We start from the raw sequence: 24,608 nt of genomic DNA, 5'->3' as shown, positions 1-24,608 counted from the left end.
ACGCTCGACGACCACACGACGGGGCAACGGGGGTTGGCAGCACACCACGGCGCTCGCGCGCGCGAAAGATAAGGGGCCACGTCAGATGGCTGGACTCGCACTGGAGGGGCCGAACCCTGACGTCGACGTGCTCGACGGCATCAACGGCCTTGCGAAGGCTGCCCCGCACTGGGTCAACCGCGCGGTGGAGTTTCTCGGCGAGTACGGCATCGTCGCCGCCCTCGGAGTGCTGTGTCTGATCGCCTGGTGGGCCGCCCGGCGCAGGCCGGACGGGCCGGCCGCCATCGCCGGGTTGCTGTGGGCGCCGTTCGCCGCCGGACTGGCGCTGCTGGCCAACATCCCGATCCGGGGCTTCGTCGAGCGCCCGCGGCCGTTCAAGGAGCACGCCGGACTCGACGTGCTGATCCCCGGCAAGACCGACTTCTCGTTCGTCAGCGACCACGCGACGCTCACCATGGCGGTCGGTGTCGGCCTGTTCATCGCGCACCGCAAGTACGGCCTGATCGGGATCGGGTTGGCGCTGCTGGAGGGCTTCAGCCGGGTCTACATGGGCGTCCACTACCCGACCGACGTCATCGGTGGCTTCGCCCTCGGCACGGCCGTCGCGCTGCTGCTGGCGCCGCTCGCGCAGGCGCTGCTGGTGCCGCTGGCGAGCGCGGTCGGCCGGTCGCGGCTGGCCTGGCTGGTGCGGGCCCCGGGGGTACCGGCGCCGGAGGCGGCACCCGCCGGCCGCGGCGGTGAGGGCGGCCCGGTGGTGGCCACGGAGCCGGCGGTGCGGCGGCACGACGAGCGGGACAAGGACCTGGCGGCCTGACGGCCGTTCAGTTCGGCGGACGGCGCGGCGAAGACCTGGCGGGCGAGGATGGCCCGGCCCCTCCTGGAGGAGCCGGGCCATCCGCGTGCGCGGGGCCTCAGAGCGCCTGGGCGAAGGTGCTGAACAGCCGCTGCGGGTCGTAGGTCTGCTTGACCTGGGCGAGGCGGGTGGCGGCGTTGCCGTAGTACGCGGACTTCCAGTCGGACAGACCGGGGTCGGTGTAGTTCTGGTACGCGGCGCCGGAGGAATGGCGCTGCATCGCGCCATGGAAGGCATCCAGCCAGGCGGTCCGCGCGCCGGGGGTGCCGTCGGCCGGCCAGGACGTCAAGTACTGGGCCAGGAACCGCGATCCGCGGTGGACGAAGGCGGTGTCCGAGGCGCCCACGCGGTTGACCGCCCCGCCCAGCGCGGTCAGCGCGACATTGCCGGCGACGCCCTTGCGCCCGCCGCTCTCTATCTGGGCCAGCAGGGTGTGGATGCCGTCCGCGGACAGCGAGCGGTCGAAGAAGTGCGAGCGGGCGGCGTAGGTCTCCCGGCCCAGCCGGCCGTCCCCGGTGTGGCCGGGCAGCGAACCCGGCATGTGGCACTGCGCGTTCGACTTGGAGGAGCAGCCGGCGTACGTCTCCATCGCGTCGAGGTAGCCGATCGGGGTGAGGTGCACCGAGGTGGCCGGGCCGGGGCCGCCCGGCTGGTCGGCGAGCCTGTCGACGGCGTTCTGGAGGTCGTCGCGGCTGCCGAGGGAGAAGGCCGCGACGGAGACGGCCGGGGTGCCGCCGGGCCGGGCGTCGAAGTGGGCGGTGGACCATATCTCGTCGGCCTGCACCGGGCCCCACTTCTGCCAGGAGCCCAGCACCGCCGCGGCCTTGGCCCACGGCCAGGTCATGTACCCCATCACCGCGCGGGGCGCCGGGTGCGTACGGAAGCGGAGTTCGGTGACCACGCCGAAGTTGCCGTTGCCGGCGCCGCGCAGTGCCCAGAAGAGGTCGGGGTGGTGGTCCTTGTCGCAGTCGACGGTCTTTCCGTCGGCCGTGACGACGGTGGCGCCGACCAGGCTGTCGCAGGTCAGGCCGTACGCCCGGGAGACCACGCCGTGGCCGCCGCCGAGGGTGAGGCCGGATATGCCGACGGTGGGGCAGGAGCCGCCGGGGACTGTCACCCCGTGCGCCGCCAGGCCCTCGTAGACGTCGATGAGCTTGGCGCCGGCGCCGATCCGGGTGACGCCGCCGGAGGGCGCGCCGACCTTGGCGAGCGAGGAGACGTCGAGGATGAGCTTGCCGTTGCCGCTGGAGTAGCCCGCGTAGGAGTGGCCGCCGCTGCGTATGGCTATCGGGGCGTTGTAGCGGCGGGCGAAGGAGAGGCATTCGGCGATGTCGCCGGGGTGCTTCACATAGGCGATGGCGGACGGCTTGAGCCCGTCGTAGCGGGTGTTGTAGAGGCGCCGGGCGGTGGTGTACGCCGCGTCCGAGGCACGTATCAACGGGCCGTCCAGGCTTTTGCCCAGCGCGCTCCAGGACGCCTGGGTGGCGGGGGTCTTGGCGGAGGCCGCGGTGTTCATGGCGCCTGCGGTGGTGCCGGAGGCGGCGTCGGCCCCGCCGGACGGGCCGTCGCAGCCGGTGGCCAGGGCGAGGGAGGTGGCCGCCAGGCCGCCGGCCGTGAGGAGTGTGCGCCGCTTCACTGGGATGAATCCCCCTTGGTTGTCGTACGGTCCGGCCCCTGCCGGCCGGTGGGCCGGCCGTGGTCGTGGGGCGTGTGCCGGGACACCGCACCCGGCGGGGCCGCGTTTCCCCTGTGGCCGAAATCCGCCGGGGCACCCCGCCGTCCGGTGTCGTGAGCGAAATCCGTTACCGCGCGGTGCTCTTGTGTCCCCCACTACTCAGATGCGGCGCGGGGGGTGACGGGTTCCCGGAACGGACGGGCTCATTCCACGGGGCGGCAGGCGGACGGCTCCGGGCCGCCCCCGGCCTCGGCGAGATGGCGCTCGGCGTCCGTACGCGCCTGGGAGCGGGCGCGGCGGGCCATGCCGGTCCAGCCGCAGTCGCAGCGGGCCAGGCAGAAGGATCCGCGTTCGACGGTGACGACGCGGTGCGGGGGTCGGTCGGGCACCCCGCCACGCTACGCGTCCCAGGTTCCGTTGCGTGACGAGCCCCCGGAACAGTCGTTGAAAGGATCGGTCGACGCACCGTCAGTCGAGCGGGCGGCGGAACGTCCGACCGTCCCGAGCGGACCGGCCGGCCCAGGCGGTCCCGGACACAGCGGCCGAGGGGGCTCGTACGCATGGTGGTGCAGGACAGGCGCGGCGGCGGTGCGGTGGCCACGGCCGTGGTGTGCGGGACGGGACTGATGGCGGGGCTGCTGGCGACCGGCTGCTCACCGAGCGGCGCCGCCGCGGACGACCAGGCGGCGCCTCCCCGGGCGGCAGCCGCCGAGGTGGTGCGGCACAGCCCCGATGCCCTCGCCAGGGCCGGCTCCGCCAAGGTCCGGTCGGAGATGGAGACGGTCAGCGGCGGCACCCGGGTGGCCATCCGGGGCGCCGGGAACTACGACTTCGCGGCCGGCAGCGGGCAGCTGCGGGTGGTGCTGCCGGATCTGAAGGGCAAACCGAGCGGCGGCCATCAGCCGATCACGGAAATCCTGGCGCCCGGTGCGCTGTTCATGAAGAACCGCGGCGCGGGGGTGCCGGCCGACAAGTGGGTGCGGGTGGACACCGCCTCGCTGGCCGACGGGAACCTGGTCACCGGCGGGGCGACCGATCCGCTGGCCGCCGCGGAACTGCTGCGCGGGGCGCGGAAGGTGACGTATCAGGGGCCGGAGCGGCTGGGCGGGGTCGAGGTGCGGCACTACCGCGGGACGACCGATCTGACCGCGGCGGCGGGCGCGGCGTCGGCGCGGACGAGGCCGGCGCTGGTCGCGGCGGAAAAGGGGTTCACCACGGCCGTGGTGCCGTTCGACGCGTATCTGGACGAGGCCGGGCGGCTGCGCAGGGTGCGGGAGCGGTTCCGGTTCGCCAACGGCTCGCCGCAGGGGGCGTTGGTGACCTCCACGACCGAGTTGTACGGATTCGGTGCGAAGTCGGCGGTGCGGCTGCCGGACCGGCGGGACATCTACTCCGGGAAGATCGCGGCGGCGAAGCCCTAGGTGCCGCCGCTCTGGGGGGCGGTGGGTATGCCCGTGGCATGCGCCGGAGGTCTCTGCCTGGTGGCGGAAATGGTCCTTCCGTGCCATGTGCGGGGCGTGCGGCCGTCCCTACGCTGGCGGGTAACCACCACAGGCGTGGGAAGGCGCTCGAAAGAGGAGGTGTTGGACGTGCCCGCCCATCGCCATCCGACGGTTCAGGACCATGTGGCCCTCGCCGAGATCGACCTCACCGGCGAGTTGATGATCGCGGCGGCCGCGGCGAACGAGGACCGGCTCAGTGCGGACCGGATCGACGAGGTGCTGCACGTGGACGGGGCCGACCGCGAGGCGGCCGAGACTTCCTGACCGACCTGATCCGACCCGACCCGACCTGATCCGACGTGGCCGGACCGGTCGTCGGACGCTCAGGTGCGCAGCATCCGCTCAATGGCCCTGGTCGCCTCCTGGACCTTGGCGTCGATGGCCTCGGGGCCCTTCACGGCGCCCGGAGCGGAGCTCTCGATGACCGCGGCGGCGACGCAGTGCCGGAGGTGCTCCTCCAGCAGCTGGAGGCCGAAGGACTGCAGACCCTTCGTGCTCGCCGAGACCTGGGTGAGGATGTCGATGCAGTAGACGTCCTCCTCGAGCATGCGCTGGAGCCCGCGGATCTGGCCCTCGATACGGCGCAGTCGCTTGATGTGCGCGTCCTTTTGCTTGGCGTAGCCGTGCGTGCCGTGCGGGGAGGTTTGTGCAGCGTTGTCGGTCACAGCGCCGGGGCCGTCGAGGGGGGCGGATTCGGGGGCGGGGCCGTGGCAGGCCGCGGCGGCTGCGGTGCTGCCGTTGGTGTCGGCGTCCGTGGTCGTCATGGCCATCTCCCGTGGTATTGAGGCGATCCATATACCCCTGGTAGGTATATCGTAGCGAAGTTTGCGGGCACCCGAGGTACCCCGTGCAGAGCATGCTGCCCGATGGGCGACACTGAAGGAATGCCGGTTAGCTGTGGCTGGATGATGCGCCTAGCATCAACTCGACCGAATCCGATGCACCCCGAGGATTTCACGTGCGCTTTCGTCTGACCCCCAGGGAGACGAGCTTCTACGACATGTTCGCCGCATCCGCGGACAACATCGTCACGGGCTCCAAGCTCCTGATGGAACTGCTCGGGGCGGACGCCTCCGCACGGGCAGAGATCTCCGAGCGGATGCGGGCGGCTGAGCACGCGGGAGACGACGCGACGCACGCGATCTTCCACCAGCTGAACTCCTCGTTCATCACGCCGTTCGACCGCGAGGACATCTACAACCTCGCCTCGTCCCTCGACGACATCATGGACTTCATGGAAGAGGCGGTCGACCTGGTCGTCCTCTACAAGGTCGAGGAACTGCCGAAGGGCATCGAGCAGCAGATCGAGGTGCTGGCGCGGGCGGCGGAGCTGACCGCCGAGGCGATGCCGAACCTGCGCACGATGTCGAACCTCACCGAGTACTGGATCGAGGTCAACCGCCTGGAGAACCAGGCCGACCAGATCCACCGCAAGCTGCTGGCCCACCTCTTCAACGGCAAGTACGACGCCATCGAGGTACTCAAGCTCAAGCAGATCGTGGACATCCTGGAGGAGGCGGCGGACGCGTTCGAGCACGTCGCCAACACGGTCGAGACCATCGCGGTCAAGGAGTCCTGAGCGCCGGCCATGGACACCTTCGCGCTCGTCGTGACCATTGCGGTCGCGCTCGGTTTCACCTACACCAACGGCTTCCACGACTCCGCGAACGCCATCGCGACCTCGGTGTCGACGAGGGCGCTGACCCCGCGGGCCGCGCTGGCGATGGCGGCCGTGATGAACCTCGCCGGTGCCTTCCTGGGCAGCGGCGTCGCCAAGACGGTCAGCGAAGGGCTGATCGAGTCTCCCCACGGCAGCAAGGGGATGGGCATCCTCTTCGCCGCGCTGCTCGGCGCGGTGGTCTGGAACCTCGTCACCTGGTACTTCGGTCTGCCGTCGTCGTCCTCGCACGCGCTGTTCGGCGGCATGGTCGGTGCGGCGCTCGCCGGCGGCACGACGGTCATCTGGTCCGGGGTGATCTCGAAGGTCGTCCTGCCGATGTTCATCTCGCCGGTGATAGGGCTGATCCTCGGCTACCTCGTGATGGTGCTGATCCTGTGGCTGTTCCGTAAGGCCAATCCGCACAAGGCCAAGCGCGGTTTCCGCATAGCGCAGACCGTCTCGGCGGCGGGCATGGCCCTCGGCCACGGCCTCCAGGACGCGCAGAAGACCATGGGCGTCGTGGTGATGGCCCTGGTCATCGCTGACATCGAGAAGCCGAACGACGCCATTCCGCTGTGGGTCAAGCTGGCCTGCGCGATCACCATGTCGCTCGGTACGTACGCGGGCGGCTGGCGGATCATGCGGACGCTGGGCCGGCGGATCATCGAGCTGGACCCGCCGCAGGGCTTCGCCGCGGAGACCACGTCCGCCTCGGTGATGTACGTCGCGTCGTTCATGTTCCACGCGCCGATCTCCACCACGCACGTCATCACCGCCTCGATCATGGGCGTCGGCTCGACCAAGGGCTCGCGCGCGGTGCGCTGGGGCGTGGCCAAGAACATCGTGATGGGCTGGTTCATCACCATGCCGGCGGCGGCGCTGGTCGCCGGGCTGGCGTACTGGCTGATCCGGCTGGCCTTCGGCTGACAAAACGTCACCGCAGGCCGCCGGCCGCGGCAAGCAGAATGGGCCCGCCCCCCGGGAAGGAGGGGCGGGCCCTTCGTCATGCGGTGGCACCGCCATGCAGCACCGCAGGACGCGGAGGGGGCCGGGCGGGACCTCGCGGCCGGGCCCGGCGGTGCGCCCTAGCCGAAGCGGCCGGAGATGTAGTCCTCCGTGGCCTGGACCGAGGGGTTGGAGAAGATCCGCTCGGTCTCGTCGATCTCGATCAGCTTGCCGGGCTTGCCGACGGCCGCCAGGTTGAAGAACGCGGTGCGGTCCGAGACCCGCGCGGCCTGCTGCATGTTGTGCGTCACGATGACGATCGTGAAGCGCTCCTTCAGCTCGCCGATCAGGTCCTCGATGGCGAGGGTGGAGATCGGGTCGAGCGCCGAGCAGGGCTCGTCCATCAGCAGTACCTGGGGCTCGACCGCGATGGCGCGGGCGATGCACAGCCGCTGCTGCTGGCCGCCGGAGAGGCCGGAGCCGGGCTTGTGGAGGCGGTCCTTGACCTCGTTCCACAGGTTGGCGCCGATGAGGGACTTCTCGACGATGTCCTTGAGCCGGCTCTTCTTGTACGAGCCGTTCAGCCGCAGCCCGGCCGCGACGTTGTCGAAGATCGACATCGTCGGGAAGGGGTTGGGGCGCTGGAAGACCATGCCGACGGTGCGGCGGACCGCGACCGGGTCGACGCCGGAGCCGTAGAGGTTCTCGTCGTCCAGCATCACCTTGCCCTCGACCCGGCCGCCGGGGGTGACCTCGTGCATCCGGTTCAGGGTGCGCAGGAAGGTCGACTTGCCGCAGCCGGAGGGGCCGATGAAGGCGGTCACCGAGCGCGGCTCGATGGTCATGGAGATGTCGTCGATGGCCTTGTGAGTGCCGTAGTACGCGTTCAGGCCGCTGACGTCGATTCGCTTGGCCATGTCAATCACTGCTTCTTTCTCAGGCGGGGCGCCGCGGGTCAGTGCTTCGGGGCTTTCCAGCGGGCGATGCCGCGGGCCACCAGGTTGAGGATCATGACGAAGGCGATGAGCACGAGCGCCGCGGACCAGGCGCGGTCGTACGAGGCGTCGGAGCCCTGCTGCCACTGCTGGAACACGTAGAGCGGCAGCGACTGCTGGGCGCCTTCGAAGGGGTTGTTGTTGATCGTCTTCGCGCCCCAGACCAGGAGCAGCACCGGGGCGGTCTCACCGGTGATCCGGGCGATGGCGAGCATGACACCGGTGGTGATGCCGCCGATCGAGGTGGGGAGGACGACCTTCAGGATCGTGCGCCACTTGGGGACGCCGAGGGCGAGGGACGCCTCGCGCAGCTCGTTCGGGACGAGCTTGAGCATCTCCTCGGTGGAGCGGACCACGACCGGCATCATCAGGATCGCCAGGGCCATCGAGCCGGCGAAGCCGGACGGGCCGAAGCCGAGGATCAGGATCCACACGGAGAGGATGAAGAGTCCCGCCACGATGGAGGGGATGCCGGTCATCACGTCCACGAAGAAGGTGACGACCCGGGCGAGCTTGCCGCGGCCGTACTCGACCAGGTAGATCGCCGTCAGCAGACCGATCGGCGCGGCGATCAGGGTCGCCAGCCCGACCTGCTCCAGGGTGCCGATGATCGCGTGGTAGATACCGCCGCCGGGCATCGCGTCCGGGAGGGTGCCCATCGAGTGGGACAGGAAGTAGCCGTTGAGGACCTTGCTGCCGCGGGCGACCGTCTCCCACAGGAGGGAGGCGAGCGGCACGACGGCGAGCAGGAAGGCGATCCAGACCATGCTGGTGGCCAGCCGGTCCTTGGCCTGGCGGGCGCCCTCGACGGCGGCGGTCAGCACGTACGTCCCGAAGATGAAGACCAGCGCGGCGATCAGGCCCCACTGGACGGTGCTGTCCAGGCCGGCGCCCAGTCCGATGCCGCAGCCGGCGCCGACCGCGACCAGCGCGAGGACCGGCGGGGTCCAGCGGGGGAGCCGGGCCTGCTTGAGGGAGAGGGCGCTGCGGGGTGCGGCGACCCGGCGGCGGCGGTGGCTTGTCGTGACACTCATGCTGCACCCTCTTCATTCGCTTCTGCGCCCGCTCGGCGCAGAGGTGCGGCGGTCGTGATCGTCTGCGGCCGGGCGGCCTCGCGTGCTCCCCCAGCTACCGCTGGGCGGTTCCCCCAGCTCATGCCGCGGCCCCCGAGTACTCCTTGCGGCGGGCGATGATCAGGCGCGCCGCGCCGTTGACGAGCAGCGTGATCACGAAGAGGACGAGGCCGGAGGCGATCAGCGCGTTCTGCCCGAAGGTGTCGGCCTCGCTGAACTTGCTGGCGATGTTCTGGGCGAAGGTGCCGCCGCCCGGGTCCAGCAGGCTGGCGTTGATCAGGAAGCTCGGGGAGAGGACCGTGGCGACGGCCATCGTCTCGCCCAGCGCCCGGCCCAGGCCCAGCATCGAGGCGCTGATGACGCCGGAGCGGCCGAAGGGGAGCACCGACATCCGGATGACTTCCCAGCGGGTGGCGCCGAGGGCCAGCGCGGCCTCCTCGTGCATCTTGGGGACCTGCAGGAAGACCTCGCGGCTGACGCTGGTGACGATCGGCAGGATCATGATCGCGAGCAGGATGCCGACGGTGAACAGCGAGCGGGCGGCCCCGTCGCTGTAGCTGAAGATCCCGGTCCAACCGAGGTAGTCGTTCAGCCAGCCGTAGAAGCCGCCGAGGTGCGGTACGAGGAAGAGCGCGCCCCACAGGCCGTAGACGATGCTGGGGACGGCCGCGAGCAGGTCGATGACGTAGCCGAGCGGCGAGGCCAGCTTGCGCGGCGCGTAGTGCGAGATGAAGAGGGCGATGCCGACCGCGACCGGGACCGCGATGAGCATCGCGACGACCGAGCTGACCACGGTGCCGAAGGCGAGCACCGCGATGCCGAACTTGGGCTCCAGGCCGGCGGCGTTCCAGTCGAGGGTGGTGAAGAAGTTGGCCTTGTCGCCGGATATGGCGAGCACGGACCGGTAGGTGAGGAAGGCCCCGATGGCGGCCATGATCACCAGGAGGGCGATCCCGGAGCCGCGGGAGAGCCCGAGGAAGATCCGGTCACCGGGGCGGACCGCCTTGCCGGAGACCGAACTGGTCGCCGGTGGAGGCGTGTTGGCTATGGGGGGCGCTGAGTAGTTCATGGTTTCTCCGGTCTGCGGAGCCCGCGGGGGCTCCTGGCGCGGCGGTGCACCGGACGGGCGGCGGCCCCGTGGCCGTACGGACCGGAAGGCTCCGGTCCGTACGGGAACGAGGGCTCGCCGCCCGGAAGGTCAGGAGAGCGAGGCGACGGTCTTGCGGACCTTGTCGATCGTCTCGTTGGGGATGGGGGCGTAGCCGAGCGCCTTGAGGGCGTTCTGGCCGTCCTGGCCGGAGACGTAGGTCAGGAAGGACTTGGTCGCGGCGAGGGTGTCGGCCTTGTTGCCCTTGTCGCAGGCGATCTCGTACGTCACCAGGGTGAGCGGGTAGGCGCCCTCGGCCTTGGTGGCGTAGTTGAGCTTCAGCGCCAGGTCGTTGCCCTGCCCGGCCGGCTTGGCCTCGGCGATCGCCTTGGAGGCGTTGTCGACGGTGGCCTCGACCGGGGCCTTGGCGCCGGTGTTGATCTTGACCGTCGGGATCTTGCCGGACGTCGCGTAGGACAGCTCGAAGTAGGAGATCGCGCCGCTGGTCTGCTTGACCTGCGAGGAGACGCCGGCCGAGCCGGACGCCGCCTGGCCGCCGGTGCCTTCCCACTTCTTGCCCGGCTCGTGCTTCCAGGCGTCGGGGGCGGCGCCCTTGAGGTACTTGGTGAAGTTGTCGGTGGTGCCCGAGTCGTCGGAGCGGTGGAACGCCTGGATCTTGAGGTCCGGGAGCTTGGCGCTCGGGTTCAGCTTCTTGATCGCGGGGTCGTTCCAGTTGGTGATCTGCGAGTCGAAGATCTTCGCCAGGGTCGGCGCGTCCAGGACGAGGCTGTCGACGCCGGGGACGTTGTAGCCGACCGCGATCGGGCCGCCGACCATCGGCAGGTCGATCGCCTGGCCGCCCTTGCAGACGGCCTTCGACTTGGCGATCTCGTCCGGCTTGAGCGCCGAGTCGGAGCCGGCGAAGGCGGTCTGGCCCTGGAGGAAGGTGGTGACACCGGCACCCGAGCCGGTGCCCTGGTAGTTGATCTCGGTACCCGAGCAGGCGCCCGAGTAGCTCTGCACCCAGACGTCCATGGCGTTCTTCTGCGCCGTCGAGCCGGACGCGAGGAGCTTGCCCTTGCCGTCGCACTTGATGTTGGCCGCCTTGGCGGAGCTGCCGCTGCCGCCGCTGGAGCCGCTGGTGTTGTCGGAGCCGCACGCGGTCAGGGCCAGGGCACCGGAGACGGCGAGAGCGCCAACGGCGAGGGCGCGAACCCGGTTCTTGCGCTGAAGCTTCACTGTCGAGAGTTCCTTCCTGGTGCGCGCCGTTTCCTCGGCGTGCGGGTGGTGACGGGATAGGGCGGCATCACGTTGCCTTCCGGCGTGACGCGCACTCGGTACGGCCGAAATTAGGTAGATCAGGTGAAGCGGCCGATGGAGCGGAGTGAACGCACGGTGAACCTCGGCCGTCAGCTGGGTGCGAGGCGAGAAGCACTCCGTATCCCGTACAAAACGGCTCGTCGCTCTGTTGAAGTACCGGTCGGTATGGCAGCATCCGCGCCGAAGGAGCGCGCACGAATCGGTGCGGAACGACCGGAGGTGACTGGTGGGGAGCCAGGGGGCACGACAGGGCGTTCGGGGCGAGGGTGAGGATGGGGATGTACGGGGCGTACGGGGCGGAACGGCGGTGCGGGGCGTAAGGGCCGCGCGGGCGGTCAGAGGTGGCCGGCTGGCGGTCTGCACCACGGTCGTCCTCTGCGCGACGGGGCTGCTCGGCGGCACGGCGACCGCGGCGCAGCGCAGTCCGGACCCGACCGGCGAGGCCCGGCACCTGGAGGACGTCCGCAAGGAGATCGAGGGCCTCTACCGCAAGGCCGAGCAGGCCACCGACGCCTATGACGCCGCGGAGGAACAGGTACGGCTCCAGGAAAAGGAGATCGTCAACCTGGCCCGCACCATCGACGGCGCGCAGCGCAAACTCGCCGCCCTCAAACGTCAGGCCGGCGCGCTGGCCAGTGCCCAGTACCGCGGCGGCGGGATCCCCACCGAGGCGAAGCTGATCCTCAACGCCGACCCGGAAGCCTTTCTCGACAACGCCGTCCTGGCCCGCAAGGGGCAGCAGGCGGCCAAGGGCGTGATCTACCAACTCACGCACCTGAAAAGAGACTTGGAGGGCTATGCGCGGTCCGCCAGTGACCGGTGGGAGCAACTGGAGGCCAACCGCAAGAAGAAGGACGCGGCCCGCAAGGAGATCAATAGCAAGATTGACGCGGCGAAAGCGCTGGAATCCCGGCTGGCCGCCAAGGAAAAGGACCGGCTGCGGAAACTGGAGGACGACCAGGCGCTGCTGGCCCAGCAGAAATGGCTCGACTCCGGCGTACTGAAGGAGATCACCAACAAAGCGTCCGATCAGGGCAAGAAGGCGATTTCGTACGCGACCGCGCAGATCGGGAAGGATTACGTCTGGGGGGCGGTGGGTCCGGACACGTTCGACTGCTCCGGGCTGACCCTGCGGTCCTGGCAGGCCGCCGGCCGGACGATTCCGCGGACCTCGCAGGAGCAGTGGCGGCAGCTGCCGCGGGTGGCGCTCAGGGAAATGCGGCCCGGCGACTTGATCATTTATTTCTCCGACGCCAGCCATGTGGGCATGTATCTCGGCGACGGCGCGATCGTGCACGCGCCGCGGCCCGGGCGGCAGGTGACGATCACCGGTGCCGGCTCGATGCCGATCCTCGGCGTCGTACGCCCCGACGGCGATTCCGGCGGCGGTGTCAATAGCGGGGCGGAGTGATCCCGGACATTTTCGGCCGGCCAATATTTGCCGAATGGCGGCGTGAAGGGCCGGATTGTTTAATTTCGGAGGAGTGCTCGCGGGGTGCGAACGGGTGCCCATCCGTAGTGGACCCGTAGCTGAATGCGGTCGTCCGGGGTGATGTTCGTCATTCCGATTTCCGCCCGCCCCAGGTGAAATCGCTTATGGGCCGCGGCATATGACGTTGGCGGATTGCCGTGGCCCATTCCATGCCGGGCCGTACTGGCGCTATGGTCGCCATTCGACGCCCGGCAGAACCCCACTCATTCGACCGACGAGCGCGGCTGAGCCGGACGTGGTGATGTGCCGGTCGGCGCACCACCGCACCCCTCGGGGGGAGGGAAGGAAGCAGACCCATGCCCGTACCCGCACCGCACCGGCGGTCGGTCGTGCTGCCGCACCAGGCGGCACCGGTGGACGACGGCTGCGCGGCGAACACCCGCGCGGCGGCCGTCGGCGTGCCGGCGCACGGGGGCTCCCTCGGGACTGTGCGCACGTCGGAGGCGGTCGGTACGCCCCTGGCGGCGTCCCCTACGGCCACCGGCCCCTCCCCGCTGCCCAAGGACCTGCCGGAGTCCCGGCTTCCGCACCAGGCCACCGAGCGTCGACTTTCGGCCGAAGAGGATGCTGCCCACCCGGCCGACGACCATGCCGCCGACCCCGCGACCGGTGTGGTGACCCCTGCCACGTCCGACGGGTCCCCGGCCAAGGGCGCCGCAGGCGGGGAGTCCACCCGCGAGGAATCGGCCACCCCGGACTCCCGTCCCCAGGTGTCCACGCCCCAGGGCCTGACCCTGCTCCTCATAGGCGAGGACCCGAACAACCACGTCCCGGAGATGTGGGACTGGGCCGGCCGCAAGGTCCGACTGCGCACCGCCCGCAACCTCACCGAGGCCGAGCGGCTGCTCACCGACGACGTGCACTGCATCCTGCTCGACCTCACCCCGACCGACGGCGAGGAGCGGGCCGCCGACGCCGCCCGGGGCGACGAACTGGGCGCGCTCCACGACGTGCTGCGGATGGCCCCCACACACGCCGTCCTCGTCCTCACCTGCGAGACGGACGCCGAGCGGGCCGCGGACGCGGTGCGCGTCGGCGCCCAGGACTACCTCTTCCGCGACGAGCTGGACGGCGCGGTGCTCAGCCGCGCGGTGCGCTACGCCGTGGAACGCAAACGCGCCGACCTGGCCCAGCGCCAGCTCACCGAGTCCCGGATGCTCGCCCAGGAGAACGCCCGCCTGGAGCGCGGCCTGCTGCCGACGCCCCTGCTGGACGGCTCCGACCTGCGGTTCGCCGCCTGCTACCGCCCCGGGCGCAGCCGCGCCCTCCTGGGCGGCGACTTCTACGACACCGTCCGCACTCCGGACGGCACCGTCCACGCCATGATCGGCGACGTCTGCGGCCACGGCCCCGACGAAGCCGCGCTCGGCGTCGAACTCCGCATCGCCTGGCGGGCGTTGACCTTCGCCGGGCTGTACGGCGACGAGCTGCTGGCCACCCTCCAGAAGGTGCTGGAGAACGAGCGCGCCGACGACGAGATCTTCGCGACGCTGTGCACCGTCGACATCTCCGAGGACGGCCGCCGGGCCGGCCTGTGCCTGGCCGGCCACCCCGCGCCCCTGCTGGCCCGCGCCGGGGAGCAGCCGCAGCTGCTGCCGTACGAGTTCGGCGGCCCGGCGCTCGGGCTGCTGCCCGACGCCCGCTGGCCGCGCCGCCAGGTCGAACTGGGCAGCTCCTGGAGCCTGATGATGTACACCGACGGCCTCATCGAGGGCCGCATCGGCGAGGGCAACCAGCGCCTCGGCCAGGAGGGCATGGCCGAACTCGTCACCCGCCAGCTGGCCGCCGGCCTCCAGGGCGAGGAACTGCTGGACGCCTCGGTCCGCGAGGTGCGCGATCTGAACGGCGGGGAACTCACCGACGACGTGGCCGTGCTGCTGCTCGCCCGCCGTTAGGCACGGGACGGCGGGCCTGGCGGGGACGGGACGGCGGGCCGGGCACCGGACGTACTACCACGGCATCGACGAAACCGGGCAGGTCCCTCGGGGGGACCTGCCCGGTCTGTCGTCAGTCGCCGCGCTCGGGTGTGCTCACCGGCGGCCGTTGTACGGCCCGTAGGGACCGTCCGAGCTGGAGCCGCCGCCGCGCCGCGGTCCGCGCCCGCCGCCGGTGACCCCGCGCAGCGCGGGGCGGACGTCGACGGTGTAGACGATCACCGCGATCACGCCGATGATCGGCAGGAACGACATCAGCGGCAGCAGGAACAGCAGCGCCGTGGCGAGCCCCAGGAAGATCAGCCACATGCCCTTGTTCTGCTTGCTCGCCGCGCGATAGGCGTCCTCGCGGCGCACCGCCGCGTCGACGAGCATCACCGCGGCGAACACGCCGAGGGCGAGCTGCACCCAGCTCAGAATGCTCTGGAACCCGTAAATCAGCACGCCATCCACCGCCCGTTGGCCGTTCGCCAGAAATCTCGGTCTGTCACTCGGTCTCTAGTGGCCGCTAGAACTTCCGCCGGACCTTCTGCCCGAACCTCTGCGCCCACCGTACCCGCACAACGGGCCGGACACGTGAGGAGTGCCCGGCCCGTTCGGATCCGCGGGAATCCGCTGCGATCCCGGGGTGCCGCCGATCGGTCAGCCGCGCACAGCAGGCCGGCCGCCGCCGTGCCGTCCCGTGCTCCGGCTCACTTCGAGGTCGGCGGGGTGTTCTTCCGCGCCGGGCCCGACGCCGGCTTGCGCTGCGCGGCGGGCTTCTTGGCACCGGCGGGCCGGGGCTGCGTCGACGCGGTGGCCTTGGCCTCGGTACGGGCCCCGTTGGCGGGCACGGTCTTCGGGCGGCCGGCGGCCTCCGAGCTGTTCTTCGCGTCGCGCTTGTCCGCCTGCTCCGGCTCGATCGCCACCGCCAGCTCCTCGACCTGCTCGGCGGCCCCGCCGCGCCAGGTCTGCACGGCGCCCCGGCCGCGCTCGGCCAGCTCGTCGTACGTCTCGCGGGCCTGCACGGCGACCTCGGCGGCCCGGCCGACGCCGCGCAGCGCCAGCTCCTGGGCCTGGTCGCGGAACTTCTTCAGGTCGCCGTCCAGCGAGCCCAGCAGCTCGACGAGCTTGTCCTGGGCCTCCTTGGCCTGCTTGGCGACCAGCGCCTGGACGTCCTTGGGGTCGGTGCTGCGGACGGACTCGAAGCGCTTCGGCGCCTCGGCCCGGATCCGCTCGACCAGCTGCGGCACCTCGCCCAGCTTCTCGGCTGCGAGATCGGCGGTGCCGGCCAGCGCGTACAGCGGGGTCGCGTCGGTCAGGGCCTTGCGGAGGTCATCGGTGTTGATGGCCATGACGTGGTTCCTCCTGGAAACGAATGCGGTTGCTCAGGTGGCGTGCGGGCCGCCGTCGGCCTCTGCCTCATGGGGGTGCGTCGCGCCGGAGCCGTCCTCTCGGCCGCTCGCGCCGCTGTCGTCCGCGCCGTCGCCGGCGATCCCGTTCTCCTTGCGGAAGGACTCGTAGATCTGGAGCAGCACCTGCTTCTGCCGCTCGTTCAGCGACGGGTCGGTGAGTATCGCGGTCTGCACCTCGACACCGTCCAGACCGCGCCGCTCGTCGAGGATCCCGGCCTGGACGTACAGCGTCTCCGCGGATATCCGCAGCGCCTTGGCCAGCTGCTGCAGGATCTCCGCGCTCGGCTTGCGCAGGCCGCGCTCGATCTGGCTGAGGTACGGGTTGGACACCCCCGCGGCATCGGCCAGCTGCCGCAGGCTCAGCTGCGCGGTGCGCCGCTGCTCCCGCAGGAACTCGCCGAGATTGCCGACATTGAGTGATGCCATGTCTCGATGGTGCACGCTGGTGCTAACTTTTGCAAGCAAGCGCTAGCTGGAGTGTGTACCGCAGTGGGCGAAGCCGCCGTCGGTGTCCTCCTCGGACCGCCCGCCGCTGCTTCGACGCCTGAAGCTGGAGCACCCGCATGCGCAGCCATCGGCCGGGCCTCAACCGGCCGTTCGTCGGGCCGGCCGACTGCGACGCTCGAAGTGGCCGACCAGCGTGCCCGGTCCGGTGCCGGGACAGCGGCTGCCGCGGTACCCCGGCACCTGGCCGGGGTACCGGCTTCAGCTGTCGTGCCCGGCGGTTCGGCGCTGCTCGGCGCGGTGGGCGAGCGCATCGACGATGCGTTGCCATGCCGGTGATGCCTCGGAGATCCGGGAGGAGACCAGCTTCAGGTACCCCGCCCCGGTGCCGTCCCGTTCGTGTGCGATCTCCCATGCGTCCAGGTCGTCGATGAGCCGGTCCAGGCGTGGATCGTGCGGATCCCAGTCGACCGATTGATCACAGGCGAGATACAGGCGCGTCGTCTCGGGGTCGTCGAAGCCGGCGTTCTTCTCCCGTAGCCGCTGCGGCACGGCGTGCGGATCCAGCGCCTGCATCAGGATCCACGCGTCGCGTTCGACCCGTACCCTCAGTTCGCCGACCCCGAGACCGCGCATCCGGTCCAGGAGGGCGACCACCTCAGGGGGCAGCACGAGCCTTTCGCCGCCGGCCAGTTCGGCGATCCGGCGGCGGTATTCGGCGAGCTGGTCGATCTTGCGCTGCAATGCGGCGTCGAGCTCGGTGACCGCCGCGGCGAATTCGGCGGGGTGCGCATGCAGCATCGCGTCGATACGGGCCAGCGGCACCCCCGCATCGGCGAGGGTCCTGATCCGGATGAGATCCACCGCCGCTTGCGCGCTGTAGCGGCGGTAGCCGGAGGCATCACGCTCGGGCTCGGGCAACAGCCCGACGTGGTGGTAGTGGCGAACGGTGCGCACGGTCACGCCGGCGGTTGCCGCGAGCTGGCTGATCGTGAGCACCGTCCCCCTCGGGTCTTCGTGAAACGTGGTCGCGCCGAGTCTAGTTAGGGGCGAACTCGGTCGAGGACGTCGCGAATCGCCTGGACCACGGCATCGGGCCGGTCGAAGCAGAGCCGGTGGTGGACGGTGTCGGAGAGGACGCGTTGTTCCCCGTCCGAGACCGCGCTCACCAGGGCCGCGTCCATCCTCGTGTGGCCGTCGTGCATCGCTCGCAGCGTCCGCTCCGACGTCAGCGCCTGCTGGGCGGGGTCGGTGCCGACCACGGTGAGAGCGACCAACGGGACGTCGGGAAGGTTCGGCCCGGCCCGCAGCTCGGTGGCGAGTTCGGCCAACTTGGTGCGCTCGGCGACGCCGGCGTGCGTCCATGCGTCACTCACCTTGGCATCGATCAGCGCCTGCCGTATGTGCTCCGGGTAGTCCGCGAGCAACTCGGCGTTCATCTCGCGCAGGGCCGGGCGCATCCGTTCCAACTGCTCCCGATCAGGTGCCATCTGCTCGACCGCGGCCAGACCCGCCGCGGGCGGCATGAAGTCGTCCCAGTCGCGGTGCAGGGCATCCAACCAGACCAGCCCGGCCACGTCCTGCGGGTACAGCTGCGCGAACCGGTGCGCGTAGAAGCCGCCGAGGGAGTGCGGCACCAGAACGTAGGGGGCGGCGATGTCCTGGGCGCGCAGCAGCTCGCGCAGTTCCGTGGCGACCGCGGTGGCGGTGCGCGGCAGCGGGAGGGGATCGCTGTAGCCCGTGCCGCCGCGGTCGTACACCACGGCGGTGGTGAACTGCGAAACCTGTTGCTGGACACCGAAATAGTCCAGGCCGACCGCGCTGGCGCCCGGCAGGAACACCACGGCCGGTCCGCCGCTGCCCGACCGATGCACGAAAACGCGACGGCCGCCGATCTCTTGGAACCCTCCGATCGGCGGCGCGAGCCGCGTCGAGGAAGTGCTGTTGTTCGTCATGCGACCAGGCTCCAACCCTGACGCAGGGGCAGGGTCAACCCCTTCCGCCGCCGCACCCGAAACGTGCGCGGTACGCGCCCGCAGTCGCCGCGACGTACGCGGACGCCGACCCGGTTCGCCGCCGGGGGCGGGCCCCTTACGGCCCCCCCGCGCCTGCCCTACCCCTTCGCGGCCGGCCGGTATGTGCACACGTGGACGCCGGTGCCGCTGGTGACCGTGGACACCAGCTCCAGCGGGCGCTGCGCACCGTCGTCGGGGAAGATCGTCTTTCCGCCGCCCAGCAGCACCGGCATGATCACGAGCCGGAGCTCGTCGACCAGGCCCTCGCGCAGCAGGGTGCGGACGAGGGTGGGGCTCCCCATGACCAGCAGGTCGCCGCCCTCGGTGCCGTGCAGCTCCCGGATACGGGCGACGGCCTCGTCACCGGGGATGCGGGTGGTGTGATCCCACGTCAGTTCGTCGTCGCCGAGCGTGTGGGACACCACGTACTTCGGGATGGCGTTCATCCGGTCGGCGAACGGGTCGCCGGCCCGCTCGGGCCACGCCGCGGCCATCGTCTGCCACGTACGGCGCCCGAACAGCAGCGCCTCGGCCTTGGTCAGCGCGTCGGCGAAGGCGCCGCCCACGACCTCCGGGTCGAAGAACGGGTGCGACCAGCCGCCGTGGGCGAAGCCGCCGTCGGTGTCCTCCTCGGGGCCGCCCGGCGCCTGTACGACGCCGTCCAGGCTGATGAACTCGCTGATCACGATGCGCATGGGATTCGCTCCTCGGGTCTTCGTTTTTCAAGGGTGACGGCAGGGAGACTGCCGCGTCGCGCCGAAATCATCGCGCGCACGGGAACCCGCGGGCGTGATGTGGCACACCCGCGCCCACCGGTGTTGGCACGCCCGCGCCCACCGGTGTCCTGACACCGCCGCGCGTGCGCCGCCGCCTCCGGCCTACCGTGGGGCGGGTGAGAAAGGACCACCAGCTCCGGCGGCTGACCGTCGGCGAGGAGTGCTGGCTGTGGTCGGTGCGCCACCGGCACGACGGGCAGACGCCCTGCAGCGAGGTCCTCTCGCTGCGCCGCGACGGCACCCGGGCGGTGCTCCGCATCGTCTTCCGGGCCGGCCCGGGGCGGTGGGTGCCCGACGGGCTGCTGCACTCCGGGGCGGTGATGGACGATCGGCGCCGGCTGCTCAACCTGCACGAGCCGGGCGTCGTACGCCGACTCCTCGACGCGGCGCGATCGCGCGGCCGGCTGCCGTCGGCCCCCGGCGTGACGGAACTCGACGGCTGGCCGCTGTTCGACGCGATCGCCGGGGGCAGCAGCAACTGAACGGTAGGCGAAGGGGGTTGCTCCTCGGAGACGGGGGACGCCGCCCTGGTCCGTACGATCCGCTCCACCCAGCGATGGGCGCCGCCGAAATGCCGTATCAGCTCGCGGAGCGTCCAGCCGGGGCAGCCGGGGACGGGCGTCGCGAAGTCCGCGCCGTCGACATGGGACGTCAACAGCGCGGTCCGTGCCGTGATTTCGGCACCGTGGCGGTCAAGGCTCGGCGGACCCATGCCACCACCGTAAATCGCGCCACTGACAGCGCTCAGCCGCCTGTCGCCGCCTCTCGGCCGTCCGCCCCTCTACCGTCCGGCCGGGTGCCGATGACGACCGTGGCGTAGAGCTCGTCACAGGTGGCCACCCCGGCGGTCAGACCGTTGCGGGCGAAGGTCTCTACGGCCTGCGGCGCCTGGAGTTCGCTCGTCTCGACCAGCAGATGGCCGCCGGGTGCCAGCCACCGCGGCGCCTCGGCGGTCACCCGGCGCAGCACATCGAGCCCGTCCGCGCCGCCGTCGAGCGCCACCAGCGGTTCGTACTCGCGCGCCTCCGGGGGCAGCAGCCCGACCTCTTCGGTGGGGACGTACGGCACGTTGGCCACCAGGACGTCGATACGGCCCCGGAGGCGGGCGGGGAGCGGAGCGAAGAGATCGCCCTCGTAGACCTCGCCGCCGGCCGCGGCCACGTTGCGGCGGGCGCAGCGCACCGCCGCCGGATCGATGTCGGCGGCGTACAGCTCGACCCCGTCCAGCGCCGCGGCCAGCGCGGCACCCACCGCGCCGGAGCCGCAGCACAGGTCGACGGCCACCGTGCCGCGCCCGGTCCGCCCGGCGGCCCGGCGGCCCAGGTCCACGGCCTGGCCGAGAAGGAACTCGGTGCGCCGCCGCGGTACGAAGACCCCGGGGTCCACGGAGATCCGCAGCCCTGCGAACTCGGCCCAGCCGAGGACGTGTTCCAGGGGGCGCCCGGCCGTCCGCCGCACCACCATGGCGGCGAGGTCGGCCGGGCTGGCCGCGGTGGAGATCAGCAGTTCGGCCTCGTCCTCGGCGAAGACACAGCCGGCGCTACGGAGCGCGGTGACGACGGCGGAGCGGGAGAGCCCGGCTGGGAGGGGCGACGGAGAAACAGGATGTGATGACGAGAGTGACGACATGGGGAACCTTTCGGGGCGCCGATGGGCGCTTCCCGGGTCATGTCTGTCGGTCGGTCACCTGAATCGGGTGGACGCACGGACATGAGACGGGAGCACCTGCCTGGTCTGGCGGGGAATCGGTCTCACCTCCTCGGGTAGTGCGCTGACGGCCTGCGCGCACCGGTGCATGGATGCGCCAGTGGCCGGGGCAACAGTACCTGACCTGGGCCGTGTCCCCCGTGAACTCCCTTCCCTGCCGCCACGAAACGGCCGCCGGCGCCGCGGTCCGCGGTGTCCGGAGTGGCTGCGGTTCAGCCACTCCCGCCTTGTTGTCGCCCGTGTCCATCGGGGCGGGCCTGCCATGCCCCCGCCTTCCGGCGCGCCGGCCTTCCCTCGCGGGCGGATGGCCGGAAAGTACTTGTCATATTGGAAAGTACTTGTCAGCATGATGAGTGTCGGATGCGGGAGACCGCGGCACAGCAGGCGGACGAACGCGACGACGTAGTAGGCGAGATGGCATCCGCGAGACGAAGCGGATGAGGAAGACGACGAAGACGACGAAGAAGACGACTACGTCGAAGAAGGCAACGACGTCGACGAAACGGTCGGACGAAGCAGTCAGGGGGAAGTGACATGGGGGAGTACGCCTCAAGCGACGCGGCAGCCGCGCTGGCCCGCGCGCAGGAGCTGGGTTCAACGGTCCGCGAGGGCGGCAAGTGGTATGTGCGCTACCAGGTGATCTACGGTCTCGCCGCCGGTCTGCTGGTGCTGGCCATCGGCCTGTTGGAGCCGCCGTACGGAGTCGCGGCCGGTGTCGGCATCTGGTGTGCCACCATGGCCGGGCTTTCGGTCTATGAGATGCGGCAGTCCGTCGCCCGGCTGGGGTTCGGGCGGCGGCGGAACGCGATGATCGGCGCATGGGGGCTGCTCCATGGGGCGGTGCTGGTGCCGGGCTTGATCTGGTTCCAAGGGGTCGCGGCCTGGTGGATGGTGGGAGCGGCGGTGGTTGCCCTCCCCGGCCTGATAGGCGGATATCTGGAGGCCCGGCGGTGACGGATCCGCACAGTGCGACCACCCCGCCGCCTCAGGCCGCGGCGTCGGCCGGGGCGGCCCCGCGCGCGGGAAGTGCGGGAGGTGCGGGCGGCCATCCGCGCCATGGGCTCGACGAGGTCATCCACGCCCCGGTGCGCTTCTCCATCGTGGCGACCCTGGCGGCCGCCGACAAAGCCGAGTTCGCCTTCGTCCGCGACACGGTCGAGGTGAGCGATTCGGTCCTGTCGCGGCAGGTGGCCGTTCTGGAGAAGGCCGGCTATGTGGCGGTCACCAAGGGATATGTGGGCAAGCGCCCGCGCACCTGGCTCTCCCTCACGAGGGACGGCCGGACCGCGTTCGCGGCACACTGCCAGGCGCTGCGGGCGATAGCCGGCGGTGGCGGCTGACGGCGGCCGAGTCGGCGGTTCCGGGCCGCGGTTGACTTCGAGCGCTCTCCAACTCATACCGTCTGCAACGGAATGCGGAACATCCGCAGCCACATCACCGCCGCAGTCGCCGTGGCCCTCGCCACCGCATGCGCAGCACGTGCCAGGAGGCAGCAGCATGTCGGAGATTTCCACCCGTCACCTTGGCGAACTGGCCGTTTCCGCCCAGGGACTCGGCTGCATGGGAATGAGCCATGGCTACGGTTCCTCGGACGACGACCAGTCCATCGCGACCATCAACCACGCGCTCGACCTCGGTGTCAGCCTGCTGGACACCTCCGACTTCTACGGGGCCGGACACAACGAAGAGCTGATCGGCCGGGCCATCGCCGGGCGGCGGGACGAGGTCGTGCTGGCGACCAAGTTCGGCTTCGCCAACCGGCTCGGTGAGCCGACCCGGATCCGCGGTGACGCCGCCTTCGTGCGCGAGGCGTGCGACGCGTCGCTGCGCCGGCTCGGCGTCGACCACATCGACCTCTACTACCAGCACCGTGTCGACCCCGACGTTCCGATCGAGGAGACCGTAGGGGCGATGGCCGAACTCGTCGCGGCGGGCAAGGTGCGGCACCTCGGGCTCTCCGAGGCGGGCCCGGAGACCCTCCGGCGGGCGCACGCGGTGCATCCGATCGCCGCGCTGCAGAGTGAGTGGTCGCTGTGGAGCCGGGATCTGGAGCGGGAGATCGCGCCGGTGTGCCGCGAACTCGGTATCGGCCTGGTCCCGTTCTCGCCGCTCGGCCGGGGCTTCCTGACGGGTCGTTACACCTCCGTCGAGGGGCTGGCGGAGACCGACGTGCGCCGCACCCAGCCGCGCTTCGCCGACGGCAACCTGGAGCAGAACCTCGCCATCGTGGAGAAGCTCGACGAACTCGCCGCGGAGAAGGGCGTCACCGCCGGGCAGCTGGCGCTGGCCTGGGTCCAGCACCGGGGCGACGACGTCGTCCCGATTCCGGGCACCCGCCGCCAGAAGTACCTGGAGGAGAACCTGGGCGCACTGGAGGTGACGCTGTCCGCCGAGGAGCTGGACACCATCGACGCCGCGGCTCCGCTCGACCGGATAGCCGGCACGCGCTACGACGAGGTGAACATGACGTTCGTCGGCCGGTGACGCGTCGCGAGGCGTGCGCCGCGCGGGCGGCGGCCCGGGAGGCGATGTCCCTCGCCCCCGGGCCGCCGGGCGTCGTCGCTCGCCCCGCAGGTCCGTTTCTCAAGGCCGGTGGCTCCTGAATTCGCCCCTCGAACCGGGGCCACCAGCCCCTCCTACCGTCAGGCCGGCGACATCACTTCATAGAGATTGCGATCGGTGTCGACGAAGAACAGGCCGCGGGGGCACAGGGGGTGGTCGATGCGGTGGTTGTCCGGGTGGGCGGGGTCGTTGCCGTAGGGGATACCCGCGGAGCGGAGGCGGGCCAGGACCGCGTCGAAGGTTTCCGGGTCGACGTCGAAGGCCAGGTGATGCCCTTCGGGGTCCGGGACGGCCATGAAGTCGAGGGTGAGCGTCTCGTTCACCCGCACCGGGGCGAAGTGGCCGTTGCGGCCGGCCGGCGGGAGCTCCGGGAGGCCCATGACCGAGGCGAAGAAGCGGGCCGCCGCGCGGTGGTCGGTGGCCGGGACGATGGTGTGGTTCAGGGTGACGGCCATCAGTTGCCCCCGGGGCTCTTCAGGGTGCCGTGGAGGAGTACGGAGAGGAGTTCCTGGGGGGCGAGCGGAGCATCTGCCTCGTTCACCGGCGTGGTCATGCGGGTGAAGAGCAGGCCCAGAAACGCGGAGGCGACGCGCTCGGGGCTCAGGCGCAGCGCGTCCCGGTCGGGTTCGATCAGCTCGGCCACGGCCTCGCGCAGCGCGGCGAGGGACTGCGCCCGGCTGTCCTGCGGGGGGCGTTCACCGGGCCCGGCGTCGGGCGTACGGTCGCGGCCGCGGCGGTGCCCGGAGGCGTAGAGACTGCCGACGACGGCGCCCATCCGCTCCATGTGGGCGCAGAGCGCCTCGGCGGCTTCGGTGAGCCGTGCGTCCAGCGGTTCGTCGAGGGGGATGGAGGCCAGCTCGCGCAGCACGTGTTCCGTGCCGACGGCCTCTGCCACGCAGGCGTCCAACACCTCGTCCTTGTCCTTGAACGCGCGGAAGATGGTCGCCTCGCCGATGCCGGCGGCGCGGGCGATCTGACTGGTGGTGACCGCCGCACCGAACTCCGCGACGAGGGGCAGCGTCGCCGCGACGATCATGGCCCGGCGCTGCTCGACGTTCATGCCCGGGGCACGGCGTCGGGGCGCAGGGGACTCCTGGGGAGCTGTGGGTGGTGTCATGCGCTCCACGGTACGGAGTGAGGGCTCACTCCGTCAAGGGTTCGCGCAACAGGCGTA

27 protein-coding genes and 1 pseudogene are annotated in these 24,608 nt (G+C 70.9%); 11 read left to right on the top strand and 17 right to left on the bottom strand.

Going from position 1 to position 24,608, the window contains the following annotated elements; genetic code table 11:
- Positions 1–85 precede the first annotated feature (85 nt).
- The gene (locus tag ACO1BR_RS28450; protein WP_426797956.1) at positions 86–814 is read left to right on the top strand and encodes a phosphatase PAP2 family protein; all 729 of its coding nucleotides are present in this window, start codon (positions 86–88) and stop codon (positions 812–814) included.
- A gap of 97 nt (positions 815–911) precedes the next feature.
- On the opposite strand, the gene ACO1BR_RS28445 is transcribed toward ACO1BR_RS28450, so the two are convergent.
- On the bottom strand, positions 912–2,489 hold the full coding sequence (locus tag ACO1BR_RS28445) for an FAD-binding oxidoreductase (protein WP_426797955.1): 1,578 nt from the start codon (positions 2,487–2,489) through the stop codon (positions 912–914).
- 242 nt (positions 2,490–2,731) lie between these two features.
- Positions 2,732–2,917 carry a hypothetical protein gene (locus ACO1BR_RS28440; RefSeq protein ID WP_426797954.1) on the bottom strand — a complete coding sequence of 62 codons (186 nt, stop codon included), beginning with the start codon at positions 2,915–2,917 and terminating at the stop codon, positions 2,732–2,734.
- A 171-nt stretch (positions 2,918–3,088) separates the two neighbouring features.
- Between ACO1BR_RS28440 and ACO1BR_RS28435 the strand changes: the two genes are divergently transcribed.
- Positions 3,089–3,949 (top strand): hypothetical protein, encoded by an 861-nt coding sequence (locus tag ACO1BR_RS28435; protein ID WP_426797953.1) that lies wholly within the window; start codon positions 3,089–3,091, stop codon positions 3,947–3,949.
- A gap of 159 nt (positions 3,950–4,108) precedes the next feature.
- Positions 4,109–4,294 (top strand): hypothetical protein, encoded by a 186-nt coding sequence (locus ACO1BR_RS28430; RefSeq protein WP_426797952.1) that lies wholly within the window; start codon positions 4,109–4,111, stop codon positions 4,292–4,294.
- A 59-nt stretch (positions 4,295–4,353) separates the two neighbouring features.
- On the opposite strand, the gene ACO1BR_RS28425 is transcribed toward ACO1BR_RS28430, so the two are convergent.
- Positions 4,354–4,794 carry a metal-sensitive transcriptional regulator gene (locus ACO1BR_RS28425; RefSeq protein WP_426797951.1) on the bottom strand — a complete coding sequence of 147 codons (441 nt, stop codon included), beginning with the start codon at positions 4,792–4,794 and terminating at the stop codon, positions 4,354–4,356.
- Between the two features lie 194 nt (positions 4,795–4,988).
- On the opposite strand from ACO1BR_RS28425, the gene ACO1BR_RS28420 reads away from it, so the two are divergent.
- Both ACO1BR_RS28420 and ACO1BR_RS28415 read left to right on the top strand, forming a co-directional pair.
- Entirely contained in the window at positions 4,989–5,609 is a 621-nt protein-coding gene (locus tag ACO1BR_RS28420) for a DUF47 domain-containing protein (protein WP_159508676.1), read from the top strand.
- A gap of 9 nt (positions 5,610–5,618) precedes the next feature.
- Positions 5,619–6,617, top strand: a complete 999-nt coding sequence (locus tag ACO1BR_RS28415; RefSeq protein ID WP_426797950.1) for an anion permease — start codon at positions 5,619–5,621, stop codon at positions 6,615–6,617.
- A 158-nt stretch (positions 6,618–6,775) separates the two neighbouring features.
- Here ACO1BR_RS28415 and pstB read toward each other — a convergent pair whose 3' ends face one another.
- From pstB to pstS, 4 genes are all read right to left on the bottom strand, one after another.
- Positions 6,776–7,552: a phosphate ABC transporter ATP-binding protein PstB gene (gene pstB / locus ACO1BR_RS28410; protein ID WP_159508674.1), complete on the bottom strand. Its 777-nt coding sequence runs from the start codon at positions 7,550–7,552 to the stop codon at positions 6,776–6,778.
- 38 nt (positions 7,553–7,590) lie between these two features.
- Positions 7,591–8,664 (bottom strand): phosphate ABC transporter permease PstA, encoded by a 1,074-nt coding sequence (gene pstA, locus ACO1BR_RS28405; protein ID WP_426797949.1) that lies wholly within the window; start codon positions 8,662–8,664, stop codon positions 7,591–7,593.
- Between the two features lie 118 nt (positions 8,665–8,782).
- Positions 8,783–9,772 carry a phosphate ABC transporter permease subunit PstC gene (pstC, locus tag ACO1BR_RS28400; RefSeq protein ID WP_426797948.1) on the bottom strand — a complete coding sequence of 330 codons (990 nt, stop codon included), beginning with the start codon at positions 9,770–9,772 and terminating at the stop codon, positions 8,783–8,785.
- A 129-nt stretch (positions 9,773–9,901) separates the two neighbouring features.
- Positions 9,902–11,029, bottom strand: coding sequence for a phosphate ABC transporter substrate-binding protein PstS (gene pstS / locus ACO1BR_RS28395; protein WP_426797947.1), 1,128 nt, complete (start codon positions 11,027–11,029; stop codon positions 9,902–9,904).
- Positions 11,030–11,417: 388 nt separating this feature from the next.
- Between pstS and ACO1BR_RS28390 the strand changes: the two genes are divergently transcribed.
- Positions 11,418–12,521: an NlpC/P60 family protein gene (locus ACO1BR_RS28390; RefSeq protein WP_426797946.1), complete on the top strand. Its 1,104-nt coding sequence runs from the start codon at positions 11,418–11,420 to the stop codon at positions 12,519–12,521.
- Positions 12,522–12,898: 377 nt separating this feature from the next.
- Positions 12,899–14,497: a PP2C family protein-serine/threonine phosphatase gene (locus ACO1BR_RS28385; protein WP_426797945.1), complete on the top strand. Its 1,599-nt coding sequence runs from the start codon at positions 12,899–12,901 to the stop codon at positions 14,495–14,497.
- 135 nt (positions 14,498–14,632) lie between these two features.
- Here the strand turns inward: ACO1BR_RS28385 and ACO1BR_RS28380 are convergent, their stop codons facing one another.
- From ACO1BR_RS28380 to ACO1BR_RS28355, 6 genes are all read right to left on the bottom strand, one after another.
- Positions 14,633–14,980, bottom strand: a complete 348-nt coding sequence (locus ACO1BR_RS28380; RefSeq protein WP_426797944.1) for a DUF2516 family protein — start codon at positions 14,978–14,980, stop codon at positions 14,633–14,635.
- Positions 14,981–15,228: 248 nt separating this feature from the next.
- Complete coding sequence (locus tag ACO1BR_RS28375; RefSeq protein WP_426797943.1) at positions 15,229–15,870, bottom strand: hypothetical protein; 642 nt, start codon at positions 15,868–15,870, stop codon at positions 15,229–15,231.
- Positions 15,871–15,903: 33 nt separating this feature from the next.
- A complete protein-coding gene (locus ACO1BR_RS28370) occupies positions 15,904–16,356 on the bottom strand; it encodes a helix-turn-helix domain-containing protein (RefSeq protein ID WP_426797942.1) in 453 nt (150 codons plus the stop codon).
- Positions 16,357–16,635: 279 nt separating this feature from the next.
- Positions 16,636–17,373, bottom strand: a complete 738-nt coding sequence (locus ACO1BR_RS28365) for a MerR family transcriptional regulator (protein ID WP_426797941.1) — start codon at positions 17,371–17,373, stop codon at positions 16,636–16,638.
- Positions 17,374–17,417: 44 nt separating this feature from the next.
- Entirely contained in the window at positions 17,418–18,329 is a 912-nt protein-coding gene (locus tag ACO1BR_RS28360) for an alpha/beta fold hydrolase (protein WP_426797940.1), read from the bottom strand.
- Between the two features lie 158 nt (positions 18,330–18,487).
- Positions 18,488–19,084: a dihydrofolate reductase family protein gene (locus tag ACO1BR_RS28355; protein WP_426797939.1), complete on the bottom strand. Its 597-nt coding sequence runs from the start codon at positions 19,082–19,084 to the stop codon at positions 18,488–18,490.
- A 197-nt stretch (positions 19,085–19,281) separates the two neighbouring features.
- On the opposite strand from ACO1BR_RS28355, the gene ACO1BR_RS28350 reads away from it, so the two are divergent.
- Entirely contained in the window at positions 19,282–19,647 is a 366-nt protein-coding gene (locus ACO1BR_RS28350; RefSeq protein ID WP_426797938.1) for a hypothetical protein, read from the top strand.
- 35 nt (positions 19,648–19,682) lie between these two features.
- Here ACO1BR_RS28350 and ACO1BR_RS28345 read toward each other — a convergent pair.
- Positions 19,683–19,877, bottom strand: a pseudogene (locus ACO1BR_RS28345) (maleylpyruvate isomerase N-terminal domain-containing protein); the annotation flags it as partial.
- Between the two features lie 32 nt (positions 19,878–19,909).
- Positions 19,910–20,794, bottom strand: coding sequence for a putative protein N(5)-glutamine methyltransferase (locus tag ACO1BR_RS28340; protein ID WP_426797937.1), 885 nt, complete (start codon positions 20,792–20,794; stop codon positions 19,910–19,912).
- Between the two features lie 612 nt (positions 20,795–21,406).
- Here ACO1BR_RS28340 and ACO1BR_RS28335 point away from each other — a divergent pair.
- The 3 genes from ACO1BR_RS28335 (at position 21,407) to ACO1BR_RS28325 (ending at position 23,356) form a co-directional block, all read left to right on the top strand.
- Positions 21,407–21,826: a hypothetical protein gene (locus ACO1BR_RS28335; protein ID WP_426797936.1), complete on the top strand. Its 420-nt coding sequence runs from the start codon at positions 21,407–21,409 to the stop codon at positions 21,824–21,826.
- Positions 21,823–22,212, top strand: coding sequence for a winged helix-turn-helix domain-containing protein (locus ACO1BR_RS28330; protein WP_426797935.1), 390 nt, complete (start codon positions 21,823–21,825; stop codon positions 22,210–22,212). Before ACO1BR_RS28335 ends, ACO1BR_RS28330 begins: the two co-directional genes overlap by 4 nt.
- 157 nt (positions 22,213–22,369) lie before the next feature.
- On the top strand, positions 22,370–23,356 hold the full coding sequence (locus ACO1BR_RS28325) for an aldo/keto reductase (protein ID WP_426797934.1): 987 nt from the start codon (positions 22,370–22,372) through the stop codon (positions 23,354–23,356).
- 158 nt (positions 23,357–23,514) lie between these two features.
- Here the strand turns inward: ACO1BR_RS28325 and ACO1BR_RS28320 are convergent, their stop codons facing one another.
- Both ACO1BR_RS28320 and ACO1BR_RS28315 read right to left on the bottom strand, forming a co-directional pair.
- Positions 23,515–23,889 (bottom strand): VOC family protein, encoded by a 375-nt coding sequence (locus ACO1BR_RS28320; protein WP_426797933.1) that lies wholly within the window; start codon positions 23,887–23,889, stop codon positions 23,515–23,517.
- Positions 23,889–24,470, bottom strand: a complete 582-nt coding sequence (locus ACO1BR_RS28315) for a TetR/AcrR family transcriptional regulator (protein ID WP_426797968.1) — start codon at positions 24,468–24,470, stop codon at positions 23,889–23,891. Before ACO1BR_RS28315 ends, ACO1BR_RS28320 begins: the two co-directional genes overlap by 1 nt.
- Between the last annotated feature and the right edge of the window lie 138 nt (positions 24,471–24,608).

The organism is Streptomyces sp. YGL11-2 (assembly GCF_050054615.1).
Classification (GTDB): domain Bacteria; phylum Actinomycetota; class Actinomycetes; order Streptomycetales; family Streptomycetaceae; genus Streptomyces.
Note: the sequence above shows the minus strand (reverse complement) of the source record. Positions and strands in the feature narration are given on the sequence as shown.